The organism is Acidovorax sp. IB03, from assembly GCF_016406015.1.
GTDB lineage: Bacteria > Pseudomonadota > Gammaproteobacteria > Burkholderiales > Burkholderiaceae_C > Acidovorax > Acidovorax temperans.
This window is the reverse complement of sequence record NZ_JAEFCH010000008.1, coordinates 123,279-144,027: the sequence shown is the minus strand read 5'-3', so window position 1 is coordinate 144,027 and position 20,749 is coordinate 123,279. Positions and strand designations below refer to the sequence as shown.

General features: G+C 65.6%; 18 protein-coding genes. 13 read left to right on the top strand and 5 right to left on the bottom strand.

Annotated features, from left to right (window positions below; genetic code table 11):
- The first annotated feature begins 77 nt into the window (after nt 1–77).
- Nucleotides 78–212 carry a hypothetical protein gene (locus IHV84_RS20620; protein WP_255523535.1) on the top strand — a complete coding sequence of 45 codons (135 nt, stop codon included), beginning with the start codon at nt 78–80 and terminating at the stop codon, nt 210–212.
- 124 nt (nt 213–336) lie between these two features.
- On the opposite strand, the gene IHV84_RS07080 is transcribed toward IHV84_RS20620, so the two are convergent.
- Complete coding sequence (locus tag IHV84_RS07080) at nt 337–861, bottom strand: DUF962 domain-containing protein (protein WP_142080876.1); 525 nt, start codon at nt 859–861, stop codon at nt 337–339.
- A 377-nt stretch (nt 862–1,238) separates the two neighbouring features.
- Here IHV84_RS07080 and IHV84_RS07075 point away from each other — a divergent pair, with 377 nt between their 5' ends.
- The 4 genes from IHV84_RS07075 (at nt 1,239) to IHV84_RS07060 (ending at nt 4,955) form a co-directional block, all read left to right on the top strand.
- The gene (locus IHV84_RS07075) at nt 1,239–1,946 is read left to right on the top strand and encodes a Crp/Fnr family transcriptional regulator (RefSeq protein ID WP_044396307.1); all 708 of its coding nucleotides are present in this window, start codon (nt 1,239–1,241) and stop codon (nt 1,944–1,946) included.
- A 113-nt stretch (nt 1,947–2,059) separates the two neighbouring features.
- A complete protein-coding gene (locus IHV84_RS07070) occupies nt 2,060–3,493 on the top strand; it encodes an aldehyde dehydrogenase family protein (protein WP_198846325.1) in 1,434 nt (477 codons plus the stop codon).
- 47 nt (nt 3,494–3,540) lie between these two features.
- Complete coding sequence (locus tag IHV84_RS07065; RefSeq protein WP_198846324.1) at nt 3,541–4,134, top strand: DUF2889 domain-containing protein; 594 nt, start codon at nt 3,541–3,543, stop codon at nt 4,132–4,134.
- 59 nt (nt 4,135–4,193) lie between these two features.
- A complete protein-coding gene (locus IHV84_RS07060; RefSeq protein WP_142080881.1) occupies nt 4,194–4,955 on the top strand; it encodes an SDR family oxidoreductase in 762 nt (253 codons plus the stop codon).
- A 34-nt stretch (nt 4,956–4,989) separates the two neighbouring features.
- Here the strand turns inward: IHV84_RS07060 and IHV84_RS07055 are convergent, their stop codons facing one another.
- Nucleotides 4,990–5,829, bottom strand: a complete 840-nt coding sequence (locus tag IHV84_RS07055) for a type IV pili methyl-accepting chemotaxis transducer N-terminal domain-containing protein (protein WP_198846323.1) — start codon at nt 5,827–5,829, stop codon at nt 4,990–4,992.
- A 220-nt stretch (nt 5,830–6,049) separates the two neighbouring features.
- Between IHV84_RS07055 and moaA the strand changes: the two genes are divergently transcribed.
- The 4 genes from moaA to IHV84_RS07035 all read left to right on the top strand — a co-directional run bounded on the left by moaA (nt 6,050) and on the right by IHV84_RS07035 (nt 9,772).
- The gene (moaA, locus tag IHV84_RS07050; protein WP_198846322.1) at nt 6,050–7,186 is read left to right on the top strand and encodes a GTP 3',8-cyclase MoaA; all 1,137 of its coding nucleotides are present in this window, start codon (nt 6,050–6,052) and stop codon (nt 7,184–7,186) included.
- A gap of 95 nt (nt 7,187–7,281) precedes the next feature.
- Nucleotides 7,282–7,911 carry a molybdenum cofactor guanylyltransferase MobA gene (mobA, locus tag IHV84_RS07045; protein ID WP_198846321.1) on the top strand — a complete coding sequence of 210 codons (630 nt, stop codon included), beginning with the start codon at nt 7,282–7,284 and terminating at the stop codon, nt 7,909–7,911.
- Between the two features lie 60 nt (nt 7,912–7,971).
- Nucleotides 7,972–9,324 (top strand): gephyrin-like molybdotransferase Glp, encoded by a 1,353-nt coding sequence (gene glp, locus IHV84_RS07040; protein WP_198846320.1) that lies wholly within the window; start codon nt 7,972–7,974, stop codon nt 9,322–9,324.
- Between the two features lie 124 nt (nt 9,325–9,448).
- Complete coding sequence (locus IHV84_RS07035) at nt 9,449–9,772, top strand: thioredoxin family protein (protein WP_198846319.1); 324 nt, start codon at nt 9,449–9,451, stop codon at nt 9,770–9,772.
- Between the two features lie 28 nt (nt 9,773–9,800).
- On the opposite strand, the gene IHV84_RS07030 is transcribed toward IHV84_RS07035, so the two are convergent.
- The gene (locus IHV84_RS07030; RefSeq protein WP_198846318.1) at nt 9,801–10,529 is read right to left on the bottom strand and encodes an SIMPL domain-containing protein; all 729 of its coding nucleotides are present in this window, start codon (nt 10,527–10,529) and stop codon (nt 9,801–9,803) included.
- Nucleotides 10,530–10,759: 230 nt separating this feature from the next.
- Between IHV84_RS07030 and ompR the strand changes: the two genes are divergently transcribed.
- On the top strand, nt 10,760–11,491 hold the full coding sequence (gene ompR, locus IHV84_RS07025; protein WP_198846317.1) for a two-component system response regulator OmpR: 732 nt from the start codon (nt 10,760–10,762) through the stop codon (nt 11,489–11,491).
- Between the two features lie 5 nt (nt 11,492–11,496).
- The gene (locus tag IHV84_RS07020; protein WP_198846316.1) at nt 11,497–13,026 is read left to right on the top strand and encodes a sensor histidine kinase; all 1,530 of its coding nucleotides are present in this window, start codon (nt 11,497–11,499) and stop codon (nt 13,024–13,026) included.
- 213 nt (nt 13,027–13,239) lie between these two features.
- On the opposite strand, the gene IHV84_RS07015 is transcribed toward IHV84_RS07020, so the two are convergent.
- The gene (locus IHV84_RS07015) at nt 13,240–14,154 is read right to left on the bottom strand and encodes a DHH family phosphoesterase (RefSeq protein ID WP_198846315.1); all 915 of its coding nucleotides are present in this window, start codon (nt 14,152–14,154) and stop codon (nt 13,240–13,242) included.
- A 145-nt stretch (nt 14,155–14,299) separates the two neighbouring features.
- Between IHV84_RS07015 and IHV84_RS07010 the strand changes: the two genes are divergently transcribed.
- Both IHV84_RS07010 and IHV84_RS07005 read left to right on the top strand, forming a co-directional pair.
- Nucleotides 14,300–15,112 carry a pseudouridine synthase gene (locus IHV84_RS07010; RefSeq protein WP_198846314.1) on the top strand — a complete coding sequence of 271 codons (813 nt, stop codon included), beginning with the start codon at nt 14,300–14,302 and terminating at the stop codon, nt 15,110–15,112.
- 72 nt (nt 15,113–15,184) lie between these two features.
- Nucleotides 15,185–18,358 (top strand): WD40 repeat domain-containing protein, encoded by a 3,174-nt coding sequence (locus tag IHV84_RS07005; RefSeq protein ID WP_198846313.1) that lies wholly within the window; start codon nt 15,185–15,187, stop codon nt 18,356–18,358.
- A 192-nt stretch (nt 18,359–18,550) separates the two neighbouring features.
- Here IHV84_RS07005 and IHV84_RS07000 read toward each other — a convergent pair whose 3' ends face one another.
- Nucleotides 18,551–20,746, bottom strand: a complete 2,196-nt coding sequence (locus IHV84_RS07000; RefSeq protein WP_370541215.1) for a putative bifunctional diguanylate cyclase/phosphodiesterase — start codon at nt 20,744–20,746, stop codon at nt 18,551–18,553.
- Between the last annotated feature and the right edge of the window lie 3 nt (nt 20,747–20,749).

Genomic DNA, 20,749 nt, shown 5'->3' with positions numbered 1-20,749 from the left:
AAGAAGGAGACACGCCATGACCGAGCTGGTCGTTCGCCGCCAGTGCCTGGCACACCCTGTTCGGCCCCACAGGGCTGGTGCGTCACATCTGGCGGCCATGGTGGGCCTACCGGCGGCGCGACTTTCACCCCAACCAACAGGCCAGCAACCTGTCGGCCCAGTGGCTGGAGCACAACCGCCACCGCTTCACACCAGTGGGTGAAACCGGCTGAACCAGGCGGTTCACGCCGCAGCGCAGCCCTCGCGCTTCAGGGCATTTTCGCTATTGATTTCATAGCTACCCGCGCTTGACAGGAAAGCGCTGGAGGCCATTTTTATCAACATCCCTCTTCACCCTCAGGCCGTCTGACGCAGGTCACGCCTGCGCACTGGGCCGCTGCGCTGTTCCACTGCGTGCTGCACTTCTGCGCGCAAACCCAGCGCAAAGCCCCATTCGGCCACCACAAAAAGGGGCCCAACCAGCAAACCCATCACATCGTCCACAAAGGCGGGCTTGCGGCCCTCGTAATAGTGGCCCACGAACTGAATCACCCAACCCACGGCAAACAGCCCCAGCCCCCAGGCCAGCCAGGCGGTGGTGCCCAGGGGCGCCATGGCAGCCGCCCCCGCCAGCATGGCGGCGAGCAGGGCCGACATCACCAGCCCCAGCCGCACATCCAGCCGCAGGTAGAAAATGCCAGCCGCCACGGCGCAGGCCAGCGCCGGGCTCACCGGCACCATGCCCAGCCACCACACCGGGCGTGAAAGCAGCACCACCACGGCAAACATGATCATGGGCACGCCAACAAAATGGGTGTGGATGTTGCGCGGATCGCGGTGGTAGGCGGCGTATTGCGCCAGGTGATCGATCAGGGTTTTCATGGGTGTCTCCAGTCGTTGTTTTGAGCAGGATTCAATGTCTCTCGCCAAAGGCGTTAACGTCTGTCGTGCAGCCGACAAAAACAGAGGCGGCAACAGCGCCCCTGTGACGGTGCGGGACTGGCGCTTTATCGCTGCCCGCAGCCCTTGTAGTCCCTGTTTCTGCCCCTTTTTTCGCGCCCAAGCCGCCCCTTTTTGTGATTGCCTACCCTGCCCGGTCCCTGCCTTTCTCCACGCGCCACCCAGCGCCCATGCCCACAGCAAAGCATCCCTTGCTGCTTCTTGGCCAACAGCACGTCTGCGCCGCCTGAGCATCCCCTCCCGGCGCAGACTCTTGCCGCGCTTGCCCTTTTGCCCTGCCGACCCTGATCTCTGACTGCATGACGACCGAAGTCTCCGCCCACCTCATCGCGCTCCAATCGGGGCGCTGGTTCGCCCAGTTGCCTCCTGAATTTGCGGCGGCGCTGCTGCGCATGGGCCGCATCCGGCAACTCACCGTGGGCCAGTCCCTGTTCTTGCGCGGCGACCCGCCCTGCGGGCTGTATGCCGTGCTGCGTGGCGCACTCACCGTGTCGGGCACGGGCGGGCGGTCTGACGACGCACGCTCTGCGCTGCTCACCCGCCTGGAGCCCCCGCAGTGGTTTGGCGAAATTTCGGTGTTTGATGGCAATGTGCGCAGCCACGACGCCGTGGCGGCCGAGCCCTGCACGCTGCTGCATGTACCCAACGAACCGCTGCAGGAATGGCTGCGCGGCCACCCCGAGCACTGGCACGCCCTGGCGCTGCTAGTGACCGACAAGCTGCGCACCGCCTTCATCGCCCTGGAAGACGCCGCCCTGCTGCCAGCCCCCCAGCGACTGGCCCGCCGGCTGGTGATGATGGCCGAGGGCTACGGCCAATGGAACGCCGATGGCCTCACCCGCCGGGTGATTGCACTGTCGCAAGAGCAGCTGTCGCAAATGCTGTCGATCTCGCGCCAGACCACCAACCAGATCCTCAAAGACCTGGAAGCCCGCCAGCTGGTGCGCGTGCAGCGCGGCGAGGTCGAAATCATGGACCTGGCCGGGCTGCGCCGCACCTACGCCTGAGGCGAGCCACCAGCGCTATCAAAAAGAGAGCTGCTGTCGCTTGCAGTACAGCCGCTACGGCCCATTTCGGTTAAATAGTAAGCACGCATTCGATTTCTATGCAGAATGTCACCATGCAACTGAACTACATCGCCAACGCCTCCGTCCCGTCTTCGTCTGGCCGCACGCTTGCGGTGATCGACCCTTCTGACGGCCAGCCTTTTGACGAAATCCAGCGCAGCAACGCGGACGACATCGACGCCGCCGTGCATGCGGCGCGCCAGTGCTACCAGGCGGTGTGGCAGCGCATGGCACCTGTAGACCGGGGCCGGCTGCTGCAAAAACTGTCGGCCAAGGTGCTGGAGCATGCCGACGAGCTGACAGCGCTGGAGCAGCGCGACTGCGGCAAACCCACCAAACAGGCCCGGGCCGATGCCGTGGCGCTGGCGCGCTACTTCGAGTTCTATGCCGGGGCCTGCGACAAACTGCACGGCGAAACCATTCCCTACATGGACGGCTACAGCGTGCTCACCTGGCGCGAGCCGCACGGCGTCACCGGCCACATCATCCCGTGGAACTACCCCATGCAGATCTTTGGCCGCAGCGTGGGCGGCGCGCTGGCGGCAGGCAATGTGTGCGTTGTGAAACCGGCCGAAGATGCCTGCCTGTCGCTGATCCGCGTGGCGCAACTGGCGGCCGAGGTGGGCTTTCCGCCCGGTGCCATCAACATCGTCACCGGCTACGGGCACGAGGTGGGCGATGCGCTGGCACGCCACCCTGGCATTGACCACATCAGCTTCACCGGCAGCCCCAAGGTGGGCACGATCATTCAGCAGGTGGCGGCAGAGCGCCACTGCCCCGTGACGCTGGAGCTGGGCGGCAAGAGCCCCCAGATCATCTTTGCCGATGCCGACCTGGACGCCGCCGTGCCCGTGGTGCTCAACGCCATCGTGCAAAACGCCGGGCAGACCTGTTCGGCAGGCTCGCGCGTGCTGATCGACTCGCTCATCTACGAGCCCGTGCTGGAGCGCCTGGGCAACGCCTTTGAAAAGCTGCGCGTAGGCCCTGCCGCCATGGACCTGGACGTGGGCCCCCTGATTCGCCAAAGCCAGCAGCAACGCGTTTGGGACTTTTTGTCAGACGCGCAAGTGGCGGGCATCCCCATGGTGGCGCAAGGCGTGGTGGTGGACGAGGCGCCCGAAGGCGGCTTCTACCAGGCCCCCACCCTGCTGCGCGATGTGCCTGTGGGCCACCGCCTGGCACAGGAAGAAGTGTTTGGCCCCGTGCTCTCGGCCATGGCCTTTCAGGACGAAGACCACGCGGTCGAGCTGGCCAACGCCACGCAGTTCGGCCTGGTGGCAGGCATCTGGACGCGCGACGGCGCGCGTCAGTTCCGCATGGCCAAGCGTGTGCACAGCGGCCAGGTGTTCATCAACAACTACGGCGCGGGCGGCGGTGTGGAGCTGCCGTTTGGCGGCGTCAAATCCAGCGGCTACGGGCGCGAGAAGGGGTTTGAGGCGCTGTATGGGTTCACCACCCTGAAAACCGTGGCCATCAAGCACGGCTAAAGCCGCCCGATTCCCCTGTCCTCCTGCTCTTCGCTCGCTTCTTTCCCATGCGCCTGTCAGCTCCCGTCCCTCGTAAAACCAGCCATATCCGCCGCGTCACCTACCAAGGCTACGAACGTGAAGACGGCCTGTGGGACATGGAAGCCGAATTGCACGACAGCAAGGCACACGACATGCCTTCGTTTCGCCACCAGGGCGTTCGGCTGGCGGGGGACCCCATCCACCACATGTGGCTGCGCGTGACGATTGACCGCAAGCTGGTGGTGCACGCCATTGAAGCCGCCATGGACGCCCACCCGCTGCAAGACTGCCCACAGGCGCGCCCCGCTCTGCAGGGCATGGTGGGCGCCTGCATGGCGCGCGGCTGGCGCCAGGCCATTGCGCAGCACATGGGCGGGGTGGCCAGTTGCACCCACCTGCGCGAGCTGCTGTTCAACATGGCCACCGCTGCCTTCCAGACCTTGCCCGCCGCCTTTGGTGGCGGCGACCCGGACACCCCGCCCCGCCACCTGGGTCAATGCACGGGCTGGGACTTTGAAGGCAACGGAGTGAAAGAGTACTTTCCGCAGTTCTACGGGCGTGGCGAGGCCAATACGCAGCCTTCCACCCCACACAACCCCACAGGCAAAAAGAGCTTCTAGCGCTTATCCATCAAGCGCAATCAGCTATCAAAAACAGAGCAAACACAAAGGAGACAGCCATGCGCGTACAAAACAAATCCATCATCGTCACCGGCGCCGGCAACGGCATTGGCGAAGGCATTGCCAAACGTCTGGCGCAAGAAGGTGCCCAGGTGCTGGTCAATGACATCAACACCACAGGCGGCCAGCGTGTGGTGGCAGAGATCACCGCCGCAGGCGGCACGGCAGCGTTCTTCCAGGCAGACGTGACGCAGTCTGCCCAGGTGCAAGCCATGGTGGCCGAGGCCGAGCGCCTGTTTGGCAAGCTCGATGTGGTGGTGAACAACGCAGGCTGGACGCACCGCAACCGCCCCATGCTGGAGGTGAGCGAAGACGAGTTCGACAAGGTGTACGCCATCAACGTCAAGAGCATCTACCTCAGCGCCATCCACGCCGTGCCTGCGCTGCGCCGTGCGGGTGGGGGCAGCATCATCAACATTGCCTCCACCGCCGGGCTGCGGCCCCGCCCCGGCCTCACCTGGTACAACGGCTCCAAGGGTGCGGTCATCACCACCAGTAAGTCGATGGCGGCGGAGCTGGGGCCTGACAACATCCGCGTGAACTGTCTGAACCCGGTGTTCAACCCCGACACCGGCCTGGCGGCCGAGTTTGCGGGTGGCCCGGTGGACGATGCCCGCCGCGCCAAGTTCCTGGCCACCATCCCGCTGGGACGCTTTTCCACCGCTCAGGATGTGGCCAACGCCGCGCTCTACCTCGCCAGCGACGAAGCCGCCTTCATCAGCGGCGTGTGCATTGAGGTGGACGGCGCCCGCTGCGTTTGATCTGCCCGGGGCAGAGCTGGCGCCTTGTGTGGCTTCAGCCCAGCACTTCGCGCAGGGCTGCGTCGTACAGGGAAGTGAGCCGGTCCATCACCTCCAGCAGCCGTTCGCTGGTGGTGGCCACGGCTTCCATGCCCTTGGTGTCGGGGTGGCGACGCATGGCGGCTTCAAAAAACAGCCACTGGGCCTGCCCCAGTTCCAGCTCGGTGCGAATGGCGGGGGTGGACACCGGCGCTGCCGCCAGCGCCTGCAGAGCCTGCTTGAACTCTGCAGCGTCGGCGTTCATCTGGGTCTGCGACGCCTTGGGGTCCACACCCGCTGCCAGCAAAAAGTACTGCTTGGCCATGCGCTGCGACAGCATGCGCTGGCGCCCGGCCATGCCCACCAGCTTGGCGCTGGGGGCGCGGGCCAGTTTCTCCAGCGATTCAGTTGCCGTCTGGGCAGCGGTCATCATGCGGTCGGCCTGCTCGGCCACGGCGGCGGCCGAGGCCTTGGAAGGCGCAGTCGCCGTCAGGGTGTTGAGCACGGTGTACTGCTTTTGCACCTCTTCAAGCTGGCGGCTCAAATCTGCGGGCCAGGCGCCCGCCGTGGAGCCCTTGGCCAAGTCGGCAGCGCCGGCCTGTGCCTGCTTGCGCACCTTGGCCAGCACATCCAGCGCCGCCAGGGGCATCACCTGCAGGTGCTGCTGGCAATAGGCCTTGGCCATGCGCTGCGACAGCGCGCGGAACGAGCCCGACACGTTGATGGCCGCAGAAAGCGCCATTTGCGCTTGCGCCGTGGCGGCCCAGGTGGGCAGAACCACCCCGGCAGCCACCCACTGCACCATGCGCCGACGTTGGTGGGAACAGGAAACGACGGGTTGATTACGACAGGTCATGGCAGTAGCGCTTTCTATGCAATCAGGGTGAAAGAATGTTTCCCGAAATGCAGAGAATTGTCATGACAATGTCAAACAAGCCCCTTGCGACAGATCAATGCAATGCCAGCGCGCAGCAGCGAAGATCCGCACGCCGCCAACCGCCAATCCATTGATGCGGATCAAGACAATCCAGTGCGGGTACCCCGTCCAGTGAAGGCCTTGGGGCACAATCCCGCCCATGGCTGAACGTGTCATTCCCCTGGTGGACCAGCGCCACGCCGACCTGGTGGCCCAGGTACCTCTGCACCCTTCTCCAGCAACTGGCTTGCTGGTGGACACCCGGGGGCGCCCCCTGCGTGATCTGCGCATCAGCGTGACCGACCGCTGCAACTTCCGCTGCAACTACTGCATGCCCAAGGAAGTGTTCGACAAGGACTACCCGTACCTGCCGCACAGCGCGCTGCTGAGCTTTGAAGAAATCACACGGCTGGCCTCGCTGTTCCTGGCGCACGGGGTGCGCAAGATTCGCCTCACAGGCGGCGAACCCCTGCTGCGCAAGAATATCGAAGAGCTGATTGCCCAACTGGCGCAGCTGCGCACGGTGGATGGCAAGGCGCCGGACCTGACCCTCACCACCAACGGCTCGCTGCTGGCGCGCAAGGCGCGCTCGCTCAAAGAAGCCGGGCTGAACCGCGTGACCGTGAGCCTGGACGGACTGGACGATGCGGTGTTTCGCCGCATGAACGATGTGGACTTTCCGGTGGCCGACGTGCTGGCGGGCATCGAGGCCGCGCACGCGGCTGGGCTGTCGCACATCAAGGTGAACATGGTGGTCAAGCGCGGCACCAACGACCACGAAATTCTGCCCATGGCGCGCCACTTTCGCGGCACGGGCACCACGCTGCGCTTCATTGAATACATGGACGTAGGCGCCACCAACGGCTGGCGCATGGACGAAGTGCTGCCCTCGGCCCAATTGATCGAGCGCCTGCGCGCTGAACTGCCCCTGGTGCCGCTGGAGCCCAGCAGCCCCGGCGAAACCGCCGAGCGCTGGGGCTATGCCGACGCCAGCGGCCAGCACGACCCAGCCCTGGGTGAAGTGGGCGTCATCAGCAGCGTGACGCAGGCTTTCTGCCACGACTGCAACCGTGCCCGCCTCTCCACCGAGGGCAAGCTGTACCTGTGCCTGTTCGCCTCGCAAGGCTACGACCTGCGCTCGCTGCTGCGCGGCGGTGCCAGTGACGCAGACATTGCCGCAGCCATCGCGCCCATCTGGCAGCAGCGCACTGACCGCTATTCCGAACTGCGCAGCACCTTGCCCGCAGACAACTCCCAGGGCGCGCGCCGCGTGGAGATGAGCTACATCGGCGGCTAGGCGGCTGCGCGGGCTGTAGACCCTCGGCGCCTTGGGTCTGCAAAGCAGCCTGCACAATCGAGGGCTCGCTTCTTTCTCTTTTCAAAGGCCTCTTGATGATTGACACGCTAGACATCACCGGACTCGTCCTGGCCGGCGGGCGCGGCACCCGCATGGGCGGGGTGGACAAGGGGCTGCAAACCTTTCGCGGCCTGCCGCTGGCGCTGCACACGCTGATGCGGCTGCAGATGCAGGTGGGGGTTTCGCTCATCAACGCCAACCGCAACCTGGCCGCCTACGAATCGTTTGGCGCACCGGTGTGGCCCGACGCGAACAACGACTACGCAGGCCCTCTGGCCGGCTTTCTGACCGGGCTGGAACACTGCGAAACGCCCTGGCTGCTCACCGTGCCGTGCGACACCCCGCTTTTTCCGCTGGACCTGGCCAGCCGCCTGGCCCAGGCGGCCGATGAACAACAGGCCGACATTGCCATGGCCGCCGCCCCCGAAGACGACGGCACGGGCCATATCAGCGTGCGACCCCAGCCGGTGTTTTGCCTGCTGCGCGTAGACCTGCTCGAAAGCCTGGTGCGCTTCACCCAGGCGGGCGGTCGCAAAATTGACGCCTGGACCGCCCAGCACCGCTGCGTGACCGTGCCGTTTGACACACCGGGCGATGACCCCAAAGCCTTTTTCAACGCCAACACGCTGGCCGAACTGCAGGCGCTGGAGCGCACCGCCCCCTGAGCCGCAGCGCCCCGGCGGCGCCATGCGTGCGCCTTGCCTTCCTGAATTGACCGAACCAACATGAAAACCATCGCCCAAATTGCTGCCGAACTGCAGGGCTACGATCCCCAAGCCTTGCACGCCGACCAGGTCAACGCGTTTTTGCACCAGCTGGTGCAGCCCGTGGCAGGCACGGAAGAAGTGGGCATTTTTGAAGCCCTGGGCCGTGTGCTGGCGCAGGATGTGATTTCCCCCATCAGCGTGCCGCCACACGACAACTCGGCCATGGACGGCTATGCCTTCGCCGGCAGCCAGCTGGCGCCCGGCCAGCCCCTCACCCTGCGCAGCGTGGGCACGGCCCTGGCGGGCAAGGCGTGGACGGGCACAGTGAACGCAGGTGAGTGCGTGAAGATCATGACCGGCGCCATCATGCCCGCCGGGCTGGACACCGTGGTGCCGCAAGAATTCACCACCGCGCAGGGCGACCAGATCACCATCGCCCCCGATGTGCTGCGCCTGGGCGACAACCGCCGCTTCAAGGGCGAAGACTTGATGGAAGGCGGCGTGGCGCTGGCCCGTGGCGAACTGCTTACCCCGGCGGCACTGGGTTTGGTGGCCAGCCTGGGGCTGAAAACCGTGACTGTGTCGCGGCGGCTGCGTGTGGCGTATTTTTCGACTGGCGACGAAATCCTGAGCCTGGGCGAGCCCCCGCGCGAAGGCGCCGTGTACGACAGCAACCGCTACACGGTGTTTGGCCTGCTCACCCGCCTGGGCGTGGAAGTGATCGACATGGGCGTGGTGCGCGATGACCCCGCCCTGCTGGAAGCCGCCTTCACCGAAGCCGCGCAGCGCGCAGACGCCATCATCACAAGCGGCGGCGTGAGCGTGGGCGAGGCCGACCACACCCGCGCCATGATGAAAAAGCTGGGCGACGTGGCCTTCTGGCGCATTGCCATGCGCCCCGGCCGCCCCATGGCCGTGGGGCGTATTGCCGCCACAGGCCTTCAAGCCAAAACAGCCCCCAGCGCACAACCAGCAAGCGCAGGCAGCTATCAAAATGATATCAACACCAGCACAGGCGGTGCGGTGCTGTTTGGCCTGCCGGGCAACCCGGTGGCGGTGATGGTGACCTTTTTGGCCTATGTGCGCCCCGCACTGCTGCGCATGATGGGCAGCACGCGCACAGCGCCGCCGCTGCTGCGCGCCACCAGCACCGAAGCCATCCGCAAAAAGCCGGGCCGCACCGAATACCAGCGCGGCACCGTCACCACCGGGCCGGACGGCAACCTGCAGGTGCGCACCACGGGCAACCAGGGCTCGGGCGTGCTCAGCTCCATGGTGCAGGCCAATGGGCTCATCGTGCTGCACCACCACCAGGGCAACGTGGCTGTGGGCGATCCGGTGGATGTGATGGTGTTTGAAGGGGTGATCTGAAGCCCGAAACCAGCACAGGCAACACGCTCACAAGCTACTGGCAGTTTGCGTCCCTGTCTGACGGGCCTGCGGCACCCAGCGGCGGTACAAAGCGCTTTTAGCCTTTGCCTTGAGAAAGACCCCCATGCCCTACGCCGCTACCCACCTGCCCCAGCCGCCCACACGCGACGCGGTGGACGCCCTGCCCGGCACCACGGTGCTGGAATTTGGCACGCCCTGGTGTCCCCATTGCCTGCGCGCCCAGCCGTTCATCGAACACGCATTGAAAAGCCAGGAAACCGCCCACATCAAGGTGGAAGACGGTCCCGGCCAGCGGCTGGGTCGCAGCTACAAGGTCAAGCTCTGGCCCACGCTGGTGGTTTTGAAAAACGGGCAGGAAGTGGCCCGTGTGGTGCGCCCCACCACCCAGGCCGAGGTGGACGAGGCACTGCGCGCAGCACAAGGCTGAGGCCCGGGGCCAGCCCACCCGCCAGCGCTCAGAGCATCTGCACCGTGCCAGAGACGCTGATGCTCACCTGCTCACGCCCCGGCTGCACGGGCACGGGTGCGTCGGATGCGAACGACGCCATCTTTTCGCGGGCCACCATGGCGCCCATCAGCGTCACCCCCTGGCCTTGACCCGACACGCTCACCTCGCGCAGGCCGTAGCTGGCAAAGCCAAACGCTTTCGACAGCTCTGCCGCACGGGTCTTGAACTGCTCAATCGCCTGCGACTGCGCCTCGCCCTCGGCCTTGGCCCGCGCCTCGCGCGACAGGCCAAACGACACATCGCTCACCGCCATCGACTGGATCTTGCCCGCCATGCCGGTAATGCGCCCAAAGTCGCGCCCTTCCAGCCGCAGCTCTGCCCGGCCTTGCCAGCCCAGCACCTTCTGGTCTTTACCGTAGCGGGGGTACAGGCTGAACGTGCCGGTGAACACATCCATCTGCCCCGGCTGCGCGCCGGCCTTGGCTTGCGCCAGGGCTTCATCCAGGGCCTGCTTGAGCTGGGTCTGGGCGGCAGCCAGCGTGGGGGCTTCTTTGTTCGCCATGAGGGTGATGGTCAGCATGTCCTGCTCGACCTGCACCATGCCAGCGGCCGACAGTTGCACCACATTGCGCGGCTCTGCGGCCACGGCAGCCACCGGTGCGGCTTGTTGAGAAAAAACGGCCCCAGCGCTCATCAGCAAAGCGCTGGCAGCTACCAAACGAATAGCATTCTTCATGAATTCACTTTCTCAAAAATCGGTCTGACGCCGCACGCTGAAGCCATTTCCAGCACGCTTGCCAGCCCCTGATCGGACAGTGTGTAGGCGCAAGTCGCCACGCGGTGTCAGACGGTGTTGACGATTGGGCAAAACTTGTAACAGTTGGTCAAACCCAAGGGAAAAACGCGAACTTCGGCGCTCAACGTGGTCAGAATCGGCTCTGTTACAAATTGGACCCGAGATCAAATATGCCCACTACACCCAACCGTACCGACAAAGTTTTGGTGGTAGATGACGATGCCCGCATCTGCGATCTGCTGCGCCGCTACCTGACCCAGGAAGGATTTGAAGTCATGGTCGCTGAAGACGGCAAGGCGCTCAATCGCCTGCTGCTGCGCGAAACCGTAGACATCATCGTGCTGGACCTGATGATGCCCGGCGAAGACGGCTTGTCGATCTGCCGCCGCCTGCGCGCCGCCAATGACCGCACCCCCATCATCATGCTCACCGCCAAGGGCGAGGACGTGGACCGCATCGTGGGCCTGGAAGTAGGCGCCGACGATTACCTGGGCAAGCCCTTCAACCCCCGCGAACTGCTGGCCCGCATCCACGCCGTGCTGCGCCGCCGCCCTGCACAGGAAGCTCCGGGCGCACCCTCGGGCGACAACGAAGTGGTCACCTTCGGCCCCTTCACGTTCGACCTGGGCACCCGCGCCCTGCAGCGCAACGGTGAAGAGCTGCCGTTGACCACGGGCGAATTCGCCATGCTCAAGGCCCTGGTGCGCCACCCACGCCAGCCGCTGTCGCGCGAAAAGCTGGCATTGCTGGCACGCGGCCGGGAGTTCGAGCCGTTTGACCGCAGCCTGGACGTGCAAGTCTCGCGCCTGCGCAAGCTGGTGGAAGTGGACGCTGCAGCGCCCCGCTACATCCAGACCGTGTGGGGCGTGGGCTACGTGTTTGTACCGGACGGAACGAGCTGATCCCCATGACCCAGCCTGAAGGCAAACCAAGGGCCCGCAGGCGCAAACCTGAAGGACCAGCAGCCGATGTGACCAGCCCAGCACCGCTGGAATCGTCGCTGCGCGCCACGCGCGAGCAACGTGCCCGCGTGGGGCTGAACCTTTTTTGGCGCACGTTCTTTTTGCTGGCGCTGCTGCTGGTAGGCAGCATTCTGGCCTGGCTGCAAACGCTGCGGGCGCTGGAGTTTGAGCCCCGCACGCTGCACACGGCGCAGCAGATTGCCTCGCTGGTCAACCTCAGCCGCGCAGCGCTGGTGCACTCCGACGCGATTGCGCGGGTTTCGCTCATCAAGACGATGGCCGACCAGGAAGGCGTGCGCATTCTCCCCCGCGAGCCCGGCGACAAGTTCACGCTGCTGGAAAGCGGCGCACTGGGAAACCGCCTGACCGAGGAGCTGACCCGGCGCCTGGGGCCCGACACCATCGTGGCGCAAAGCGTGAACGGAGAAAACGGCCTGTGGGTGGGCTTCAACATCAACGGCGACCCCAACTGGCTGCTGATGGACCGATCGCGCTTCAGCCCCGCCGGCGGGCGCACCTGGCTCATCTGGCTCATCACCGCCGGAGCGCTGTCGCTGGCCGGCGCTGCGGCGATTGCGCGGCTGATCAACCGCCCGCTCAAGCAGCTGTCGTACGCCGCCAACCGCGTCAAAGACGGAGACTTCGCCGCCAGCCACCTGGACGAAGAGGTGGTGACCAGCGAAATCCGCGAGGTGAACATCGGCTTCAACCGCATGGCCCAAAAGCTGGCCAAACTGGAACAAGACCGCGCGGTGATGCTGGCCGGCATTTCGCACGACCTGCGCACGCCCCTGGCGCGCCTGCGGCTCGAGACCGAAATGAGCGTGATGGACGATATCGCCCGCGAACACATGGTGGCCGACATCGTTCAGCTCGACGCCACCATCGACAAGTTCCTGGACTACGCCCGCCCAGACCATGTGACGCTCACACCGGTGAACCTGCACGCCGTGGTGTCGTCCTGCGTGTACGCCGTGCAAGACCACCGGGAGCTGCAAATCACCATGCACATCCCCGAGGACCTGAACGTGCTGGCCGATGAGGTGGAACTGGCCCGGGTGATTTCAAACCTGCTGGAAAACGCCCGCCGCTATGGCAAGACGGCCGACACGGGCGTGACCAGTGTGGAAATTGCTGCCAAGGGCCGCGAAAACTGGGTGCTGCTCGAGCTGCGTGACCACGGCGCCGGCGTGCCGCCCGAGCAGCTCTCCAACCTCACCAAGCCCTTCTTCCGGGGCGATTCCGCCCGCACGGCGGCAGCAGGTGCAGGGCTGGGCTTGTCGATTGTGGACAAGACGGTGCAGCGCATGGGCGGCATCTTTGCGCTGGCCAACTCCAATACAGGCGGTCTGGTAGCGCACATTCAGTTGCAGCGCGCCAGCGAATTGCCCGAGGGCGTGGATCCCAAGCAGCGCCTGCACCGCCCGGCCGTCAAACGCCACCTGCCCCGCCAGCGGGCGCAGGAGCAGGCCTGAAAGAGGCCTGAAAGAGGCCTGAAAGAGGCCTGAAAGAGGCCTGAAAGAGGCCTGAAAGAGGCCTGAAAGAGGCCTGAAAGAGGCCTGAAAGAGGCCTGAAAGAGGCCTGAAAGAGGCCTGAAACAGGTCTGAAACAGGTCTGAAACAGGTCTGAAACAGGTCTGAAACAGGTCTGACAAAGGCCCACGGTGTGAACCGTGGGCCTTTTCACTATCAGGCGTTGAACACGCCAGTCAGCAATTCGGGCAACCGGGCTACCGGCATGCGAAACCCGCAGGCCTGGGCATGGCCACCACCGCCCATGCTTTCAGCGAGGGCGATGCAATCAAAATTGCGCTGGGCCCGCAGCCCGGCCTTCACGCCCTTGTCGGTAGCGCTCCACATCAGGGCGAAGGTGCCCGTCTTGGCCGAAAGAATGTCGCCCACCAGGCTGTGGAACATGCCGGGGGCGTTCACCATCAGCCCGGCAACGCCGTTGAACACCAGCGGCTGCGCGCCCTCGGCAATGTCGTGCGCCATCTTGCGGAATTTCTCGTCCATGGCGGCGCCACGGGCCATGAAGGCGTCGAGCTGCTCGGGGGTGAAGCGGGTCATCTCCTTCCAGCGCTCGAAGGTTTTGGGCTCCATGTCCAGCGCCGACAGGAACGGAGCGCTCTGCGCAAATTCCCACTTCCAGATGTCACGGTCTTCCACGTACTGCAAGAGCGCGGGCACGGGCTCGTCGGGGTGGAAAAACTCCCACGCCAGCCGGGCGCCCGACTTGTTCATGTCGAAATGCACCACGCCGCAGCGGCATGCAAAGCCTGTGAGCTTTTCGGCAGCGCTCTTGTGGTGGTCCAGCATGACGAGCTTGGCCGCGCGCTCGTCGATGGCGGCCAGGATCTCGGCAGAGAAAGAGAAGTCGAGGATGTACACCGTGCGTCCTTGCAGCGGGGGCAAGTCGTCCACGGTTTGCACATCGCCATGGTCCAGGCCCACGTATTCGGCCTGATCACCGTAGTAAAGCCAGGCTGCCAAGGCCGCGCCAAAGCCGTCGGGGCAGCCACGGCCGTGGTACAGAACCAGCACAGAGGGATCGTCTTTGCTGGGCGCCACCAGCAGTTGCAGGGGAAGAATGGATTTGCTCATTGCCCCGATTGTCGCGCGTGCCAGCGCACAGCGCGTGCCCAATCCCCATCAACCCCTCCAGCCTGTTTTCAATTTTGATAGCAGCTTGCGCTTGATGGACGGGCGCGGGGCTATGATTTGGCTTGTCATCCCAACACCCTCCCCCATGGCCCAGCCCCTGCACATCCTCTGGCAAGACGACCATCTGGTGGCCGTGTACAAGCCTGCGGGCTGGCTGGTGCACCGCACGGGGCTGGACGCGGGCGAAACCCGCTTTGTGATGCAGACCCTGCGCGACCAGCTGGGCCGACACGTCTTCCCGGTGCACCGGCTGGACAAAGGCACCTGCGGCGTGCTGGTGATGGCGCTGCACAGCGACGCGGCCCGGGCGCTTTCCCAATCTTTTGAGAACCAGGCCACGCACAAGGTCTACATCGCCATGGTGCGCGGCTGGACGCCCCCGGCTGTGGAGGTAGACCACCCCCTGCGCCCCGACGATGCCCCACCCGATGCTCCCGTGCAAAGCGCCCATACCCGGTTTCGCACGCTGGCGCAGTTGACGCTGCCCGAAGCCAGCGACCCGCGCTTTGCCACCACCCGTGCGTCGCTGGTGGAGGCCGTGCCCACCACCGGGCGGCGCCACCAGATACGCCGCCACCTCAAGCACCTGGCGCACCCCATCATTGGCGATGCCACCCACGGCAAGGGCCCGCTGAACCGCTGGTGGGCCCAGCGCCTGGGCCAGCAGCGCCTGTGGCTGCATGCACTGCGCCTGAGCCTGCCGCACCCGTTGACCGGCGAGATGCTGCACCTGCACAGCGGTTTGCCACTGCAACCCGCGCCAGGCAGCGACGTGGCCGCCTGCCCCCATAACCCCGAAGTGCCAGAAGCGCCCAGCCTGGACTGGCAACGTCTGCAGGCCGACTGGCCCTGGCAATGGCTGAACAACTCCCCGGCCCCGACCCCAGTGCGCTCATGACGGCAACCCCGGAGGTTTGGCGACGTGGAAGGGCTACGATGCGCCTTCGCTTCTGAACACCGCTTTCGCTCCATGGCATTTCCCTCGGTCAAGCTCACCACCCTGGCATCGCTGGCCCACCGGCTGCCTGCCGCCTGCTGGCTGGCGCAGCGCCTGGAGCAAGCGCCCGAGCGCTGGGCCACGCTGCCGGTGTGGTGGGTAGAGGGCGACCTGGACATGGTGGCGCTTGATCTGGTCACCACCCTGTCGAGCGACGGGCAATGGCTGCCCCCCCTGCCCTCCACCGCGCTGGATGGCAGTGCGCCCCACCCCGGCGGTGCCCTGCTGTGGGTGGACGGCCATTTGCGCCTGCAAGGGGCACTGACGGGCGGCTGGCACACCCCTGCAAGCGCGGCCGAACCATCGAGCCCCGCCGTACATGCGCTGGTGATGGGCGATGCCCAGGTGCACTGCGCCCTGCTGCGCCAAGGCCAGCTGCATGTGCAAGGCAACCTGTCGGTACACACATTGCTGTGGGGCGATGGCGCGCCCGGTGGCCTTACGGTGCTGGGCCAATCCACTGCGCAGGTGGGACTGTTCACGCGCGGGTATGCACCGCAGTGGAACCAACCGCCCAGCTTTGACTTCACGCTGCAAGATGTCGACCCAGCGGGCGATTCGGCGCTTTGGCAGCCTGCGGACCATGAAACACTGGGCCTGGTACTCCAGCCCCAGTACCTGGATGCCGACAACGCCGGAACAGGTAGCCTGGCCGAGATGCTGAACGCCCCCGCGCTGGTGGAAGCCGCCAGGGCGCAGCAGCCTGTGACGCAGCCCACCGCCGCAGTGCATGCACTGCTGCCGCCTGTCCCCTCCTTTTTCCAGGACGAATCCATCAGCGTGGCCAATATCAGGGCCGCCGTGCAGTCACCCCTGATAGCGCCCAAGCAATTCACGGCCGAAGGCTGGTTTGGGCAGACCGACTTTTCGCTGTGCCGCAAACATGTAGACAGCGACGGCGATGCGCGGCAAGACAGCGTTTTCATCACCGTATGGAAACAATGGGACTTTTACCTGGGGGTGGACAGCCCCGAGCCCGCGCAAGGCTGGCTGGGCGGCGGGTGGAGTCGGCTCCAGCGCCTGTTCAAGCGCCACGGCGGGCAACACCCTGTGGTGCCCAGTGCCCGCAGCACGGGCAGCACGCCGGGGCTGGTGGTGCTCTACCGCCCCTATGAGCAAGGCGTTGCCGGTGCATGGGCCCCGCTGGCGTTGGGCGATGAAGATGGCGCAGACCCCGCCGCCCAGCGGGCCTGCCAGCAAGCGTGGCGCGGGGTGCTGGACTATGTGCGCAAAGGCACCGCCCAGGCACGCGCGCACCACGCGTTGTGGGCGGCCCTGCACGAAGAAATCACCCCCGCGCGCCTCACGGCCCTCACGTCCACGCCCCTGTTCACCGAGCGCTACAACGACTGGTGGGACAGCGAAAAAAACGGCCTGTGGGTAGGCCAGTTCTGGATGGGCGCACGCCAGCCCTGCCTGCACCAGGGCGAGCCCTGGGGCCGCGCTTTCAAGCTGAGCTGGAAAAACGGTGATGACGGCCCTGGCGATGCGCCTGACAACGCCCACAGCGCCTACCAGATCGACATTGAAGAAGCCCGCGAAGGCCCGCCGCTGCTGCGGGTAGCGTACAGCCAGCGGCAAAGCGAGCCGCGCACGCCCATTCCACCCGACGCGGCAGAGCACCTGGCGCGCCTGCTGCGCTTGTACCGACAGGCGCAAACGCACATCGAGCGCCTGACGGCAGCCATGGCCCACGAGGCCCAGCCACCACGCCCCCCCGCTGCGCCACTGCTCACCGTGCCGCCGTTGGCACCCAATATTCCCGATACCGCCGTTTTCGGCGCCGAGTGGATGCAGCGCTCGGGCCAGTGGCAAGCCACGGGCCAGGCCTACGCACAGCAAGCCCGCACCCAACTCGCCGTTGCCGACGCGCCACCTGCGCAGGCCATGGGGCAGGCAGCGGCGGATGCAGACCTTTCGCTGTTTGGCGCTGCAGCCGACGCCATGCCAGCGCTGGATGACCCCCGTACAGCGGACGCCGAAGCCGTCTTGCAACTGGCGCACGAAGTGCACCGCCATGCCGATGCGGGCCTGGCGGCACGCTTTCGGCAGCGCTTTGCCTTTGCCCCCGATGCGTTGGCGGCCCATGCCTACCGGGCGGGCCAGCCCGCAGGCCCCTTGCTGCTGCTGGACGATGACCGCGCCGTGGTGCGGGTGGCCCAAGGTGGCCCGCACGGCACGCACTGGTGGCTGTTGCAAGGCCTGCAGGCGACGGTGGTGGCAGGTTTGCACGGTGCGGGGCGTTCCCCCAACCGGCAATGTTTTGCCAAGTTTGACGGTCACCAAGTCACCACCCACGCGGGCTGGGATGGGCCGGTGATCACCCGCTTGCACCTGCCCCACCACGCCAAAGCCGCAAGGCCGGGGACTGCCGGGTGTGACGAGATCCTGCCCTTCAACGATGGTTTGCGCGTTCTGTGGCGTGACGCCACCGGTGTGTACCTGCTGACACCCTACGCAGCGCAACAGCTGTACCCCAGAGCGGAAAGCGACGAAGCAGCCGATGCCCCTGAGCACCCAGATGCGCAAGAGCCACAGGCACAGCCCCTGCTGCACATGGCGCTGTCACCCGACGAGCGCTTCATCGCCGTGGGCGACCAGGGCAGCCAGCACCTCTTGCTCAACCCGCGGGGCGAGGTGCTGGGCCGGTGGGCACCACTGTCGGCCTGCGCTCACCACGCCACCTTCACCCACGACAGCACACGGCTGCTGGCCCATTCCTGCCACCTTTACACAGGCCATACCGGGGTGTTGCATCTGCCGCCCGAAGGCACTGGGGGTGGCCTCCATGAGTACCCATCGTTCCCAGGCGCTGCCGCGCTGCAGCCGTTTCATCGCCAAAGCTGGCGGGTGGATGCCACGACCACGCTGCGGGGCACGGTGATGGAAGGCGATGCGGCAGGCTACCTGCATGCGCTCAGCGATGACGGACAGCTGCTGTGGCACCACCACATTGGCGGCGCTTTGAACGCGCTGGATACATCACCCGATGGTTCCACCATCGTCGCCGCCAGCCACAGCGGCTATGTGGTGTGGCTGCGGCAGCTGGGGGCAGGCATGGACCCCTGTTCGATCAGCACTTCGCCGTATGCCGAAACAGGGCGCTGGATTTTTTGGCTGGGTGAGGCGGAACCGTTGCACTGGTAACGGCGCTTCGCCTTGAAGTCAGCCTGCTGGTCACCGACACCCACGGTGCCAAGGCGGCCAACAAAGGATGTATTGCTACGTTTTTGATAGCTGCTTGCGCTTTTAAATAAAGGCTTAGGCACTGATTTGGCATCAAATCGGCTAACCCTACAGAGCAGCACCCAGCAGCACCCAGCGGCCCGTGTGCTCCGCTCAATGCGGCCCGGGGCCTTGGGGCATATCGGGAGTCTGTCGGGCCATCCATTGGTCCACAGGCTCGGGGTGCCCAAAAAGGTAGCCCTGGTAGACCATGGCGGGTGCGCGCTGGGCGAGAAAATCCACCTGCTCCTGCGTCTCCACCCCTTCGGCCACAACACGCAAGCCAAACTGGCTGGCAACGGTCAAGATGGCCTCTACCAGGGCGCCGTCGTCCTCGTTGCTCGGGGCCTCGTTCACAAACGAGCGGTCGATCTTCAGCTCCTGGATCGGCAGGCGTTTGAGGTAAGCCAGCGACGAGTAGCCCGTGCCGAAATCATCGAGCGCAAATTCCACACCCAGGGCGACGAGTTCGCGCATTTTCGACACCACATCGTCAAAGTCATCAATCACCAGACCTTCGGTGACTTCCAGCGTGAGCAGCGTGGGGTCTGCCCCCGTGGTGCGCAGCAAGGTCCGCAGGCTGGGCACAAAGCCATCCTCGCGAAACTGCCGGGCACTGAGGTTGACGGACATGCGCAGGCGACGCCGGCTGAAGTCGGGCTGCGCCACCACGGCACAGGCCTGCGCCAGTACCCATTCACCCAGGCTCACGATCAGGTCGGACTCCTCCGCCAGCGGAATGAACGCACCCGGCGTCAACAGGCCATCGCGCGGGTGCTGCCAGCGCACCAGGGCCTCCACGCCCGTCACCTGGCCACGCACATTCACCTGGGGCTGCACATAAAGCCGCAGCTCTTGCGCGCCGATGGCGTGGCGCAGGTCCCGCTCCACCTGAAAGCGCTGGGCCGCCGCCGCGCCCATGCCCTGCTCAAAAAAGGCCGACCGGGCGCCGCCCGCATGCTTGGCCCGGTGCAGCGCGGTGCCCGCGCGCCCCATGGCAGCCAGCGGCGTGTCATCCACCCCTTGCGGGTACAGCGTCAGGCCCATGCTCAAACCCAGCTGGGCCTCTTCGCCGGTGTCGCCCAAGGCCAGCGGGCGCACAAAGGCTTGCTGGATCTGGTCGGCGAACGCCAGGGCACGGCGGCCTGCCACCGTAGCGTCGATGCCCAGGTCGTGCAGCACAATGCCAAACTCGTCCCCCGCCACACGAACCAGCAAATCGTGCGGGCCCAGCAGCTCGGCCAGCCGCAAGGCCACGGCGCACAGCAGCCGGTCGCCCATCTCGCTGCCTCGGGCATCGTTGAAGTTGGTGAACCGGTCCAGATCCAGCAGCAGCAAGACGTGCACATCGTCGCCCGAGCGCTGGTGGCGGGCCTGCAGGCTGGCCAGTCGCTCAATGAGCATGAACCGGTTGGGCAGGCTGGTGAGCGAGTCGTAATGCGCCAGCCGGTGTATCTCTTGCGCGGCCCGCTTGCGGTCGCTCACGTCCTGCTTGAGCTCGACATAGTGGGTGATGCGCCCGTCTGGCTGGCGGATAGGGGCCACCACCACGGACTCGCTGATCACCGCCCCGTCTTTGCGCAAATTGCTTTGCTCGCCCGCCCAGGACTCGCCACGCTCCAGGGTCTCGCGCATGCCCTGCCATTGCGTGGGCCCCAGGCCGTTGGCGGACACCTCACTGCTCAGCCGGCCCAGCACTTCATCGCGGGCATAGCCGGTGCGCTCCAAAAAGGCATCGTTCACAAATTCGATGCGCCCGTCCAGATCGGTGATGACCGTGCTCTCAGGGCTTTGCTCCACCACGCGCAGCAGCTTGCGCAGTTCGGCGTCGCGGGCCTTCAGGTCTTGGGCCATGGTTTGGGCCTCATGCACCCGCCGGAGGTAGCTTTTGCGCGAGAGCAGCGTAGCTGCGGCCGTGAGCCCCACGATGCCTGCCAGGTACACCGCATACGCCCAGCGGTTGTGGGGGCGCATGGCGGGCAGAGCCCCATGCTGATCAGCCCACAGGAAAAACGCAAACAAACCGCCGGTGACCGCCAGCAAACCCACGGTGGAGCGGCCGCCCAGCAGCCAGGCACACAACACGATCAGAACGGGATAAATAAGCAGGTTGGGGCTGTTGATGCCGCCATTGCTGGCCGCCACCAGCGACACCACGACCCACACACCCCACACCAGCAACCCGGCTGCCAGCGCCTGTCGCCCCAGGTGCAGCGCCACCAAGGTGGTGGCCCCTACACCGGCCACGCACAGGTTCAGCGCCAGGCGGCTCCACTGGGGTTGCTCTTCGCGCAACAGGAGCAGGGCCACCAA

Coding starts and splice junctions, on each gene's coding strand:
- IHV84_RS07080 (WP_142080876.1), bottom strand. CDS start 861: ATGAAAACCCTGATCGATCACCTGGCGCAATACGCCGCCTACCACCGC.
- IHV84_RS07075 (WP_044396307.1), top strand. CDS start 1,239: ATGACGACCGAAGTCTCCGCCCACCTCATCGCGCTCCAATCGGGGCGC.
- IHV84_RS07070 (WP_198846325.1), top strand. CDS start 2,060: ATGCAACTGAACTACATCGCCAACGCCTCCGTCCCGTCTTCGTCTGGC.
- IHV84_RS07065 (WP_198846324.1), top strand. CDS start 3,541: ATGCGCCTGTCAGCTCCCGTCCCTCGTAAAACCAGCCATATCCGCCGC.
- IHV84_RS07060 (WP_142080881.1), top strand. CDS start 4,194: ATGCGCGTACAAAACAAATCCATCATCGTCACCGGCGCCGGCAACGGC.
- IHV84_RS07055 (WP_198846323.1), bottom strand. CDS start 5,829: ATGACCTGTCGTAATCAACCCGTCGTTTCCTGTTCCCACCAACGTCGG.
- moaA (WP_198846322.1), top strand. CDS start 6,050: ATGGCTGAACGTGTCATTCCCCTGGTGGACCAGCGCCACGCCGACCTG.
- mobA (WP_198846321.1), top strand. CDS start 7,282: ATGATTGACACGCTAGACATCACCGGACTCGTCCTGGCCGGCGGGCGC.
- glp (WP_198846320.1), top strand. CDS start 7,972: ATGAAAACCATCGCCCAAATTGCTGCCGAACTGCAGGGCTACGATCCC.
- IHV84_RS07035 (WP_198846319.1), top strand. CDS start 9,449: ATGCCCTACGCCGCTACCCACCTGCCCCAGCCGCCCACACGCGACGCG.
- IHV84_RS07030 (WP_198846318.1), bottom strand. CDS start 10,529: ATGAAGAATGCTATTCGTTTGGTAGCTGCCAGCGCTTTGCTGATGAGC.
- ompR (WP_198846317.1), top strand. CDS start 10,760: ATGCCCACTACACCCAACCGTACCGACAAAGTTTTGGTGGTAGATGAC.
- IHV84_RS07020 (WP_198846316.1), top strand. CDS start 11,497: ATGACCCAGCCTGAAGGCAAACCAAGGGCCCGCAGGCGCAAACCTGAA.
- IHV84_RS07015 (WP_198846315.1), bottom strand. CDS start 14,154: ATGAGCAAATCCATTCTTCCCCTGCAACTGCTGGTGGCGCCCAGCAAA.
- IHV84_RS07010 (WP_198846314.1), top strand. CDS start 14,300: ATGGCCCAGCCCCTGCACATCCTCTGGCAAGACGACCATCTGGTGGCC.
- IHV84_RS07005 (WP_198846313.1), top strand. CDS start 15,185: ATGGCATTTCCCTCGGTCAAGCTCACCACCCTGGCATCGCTGGCCCAC.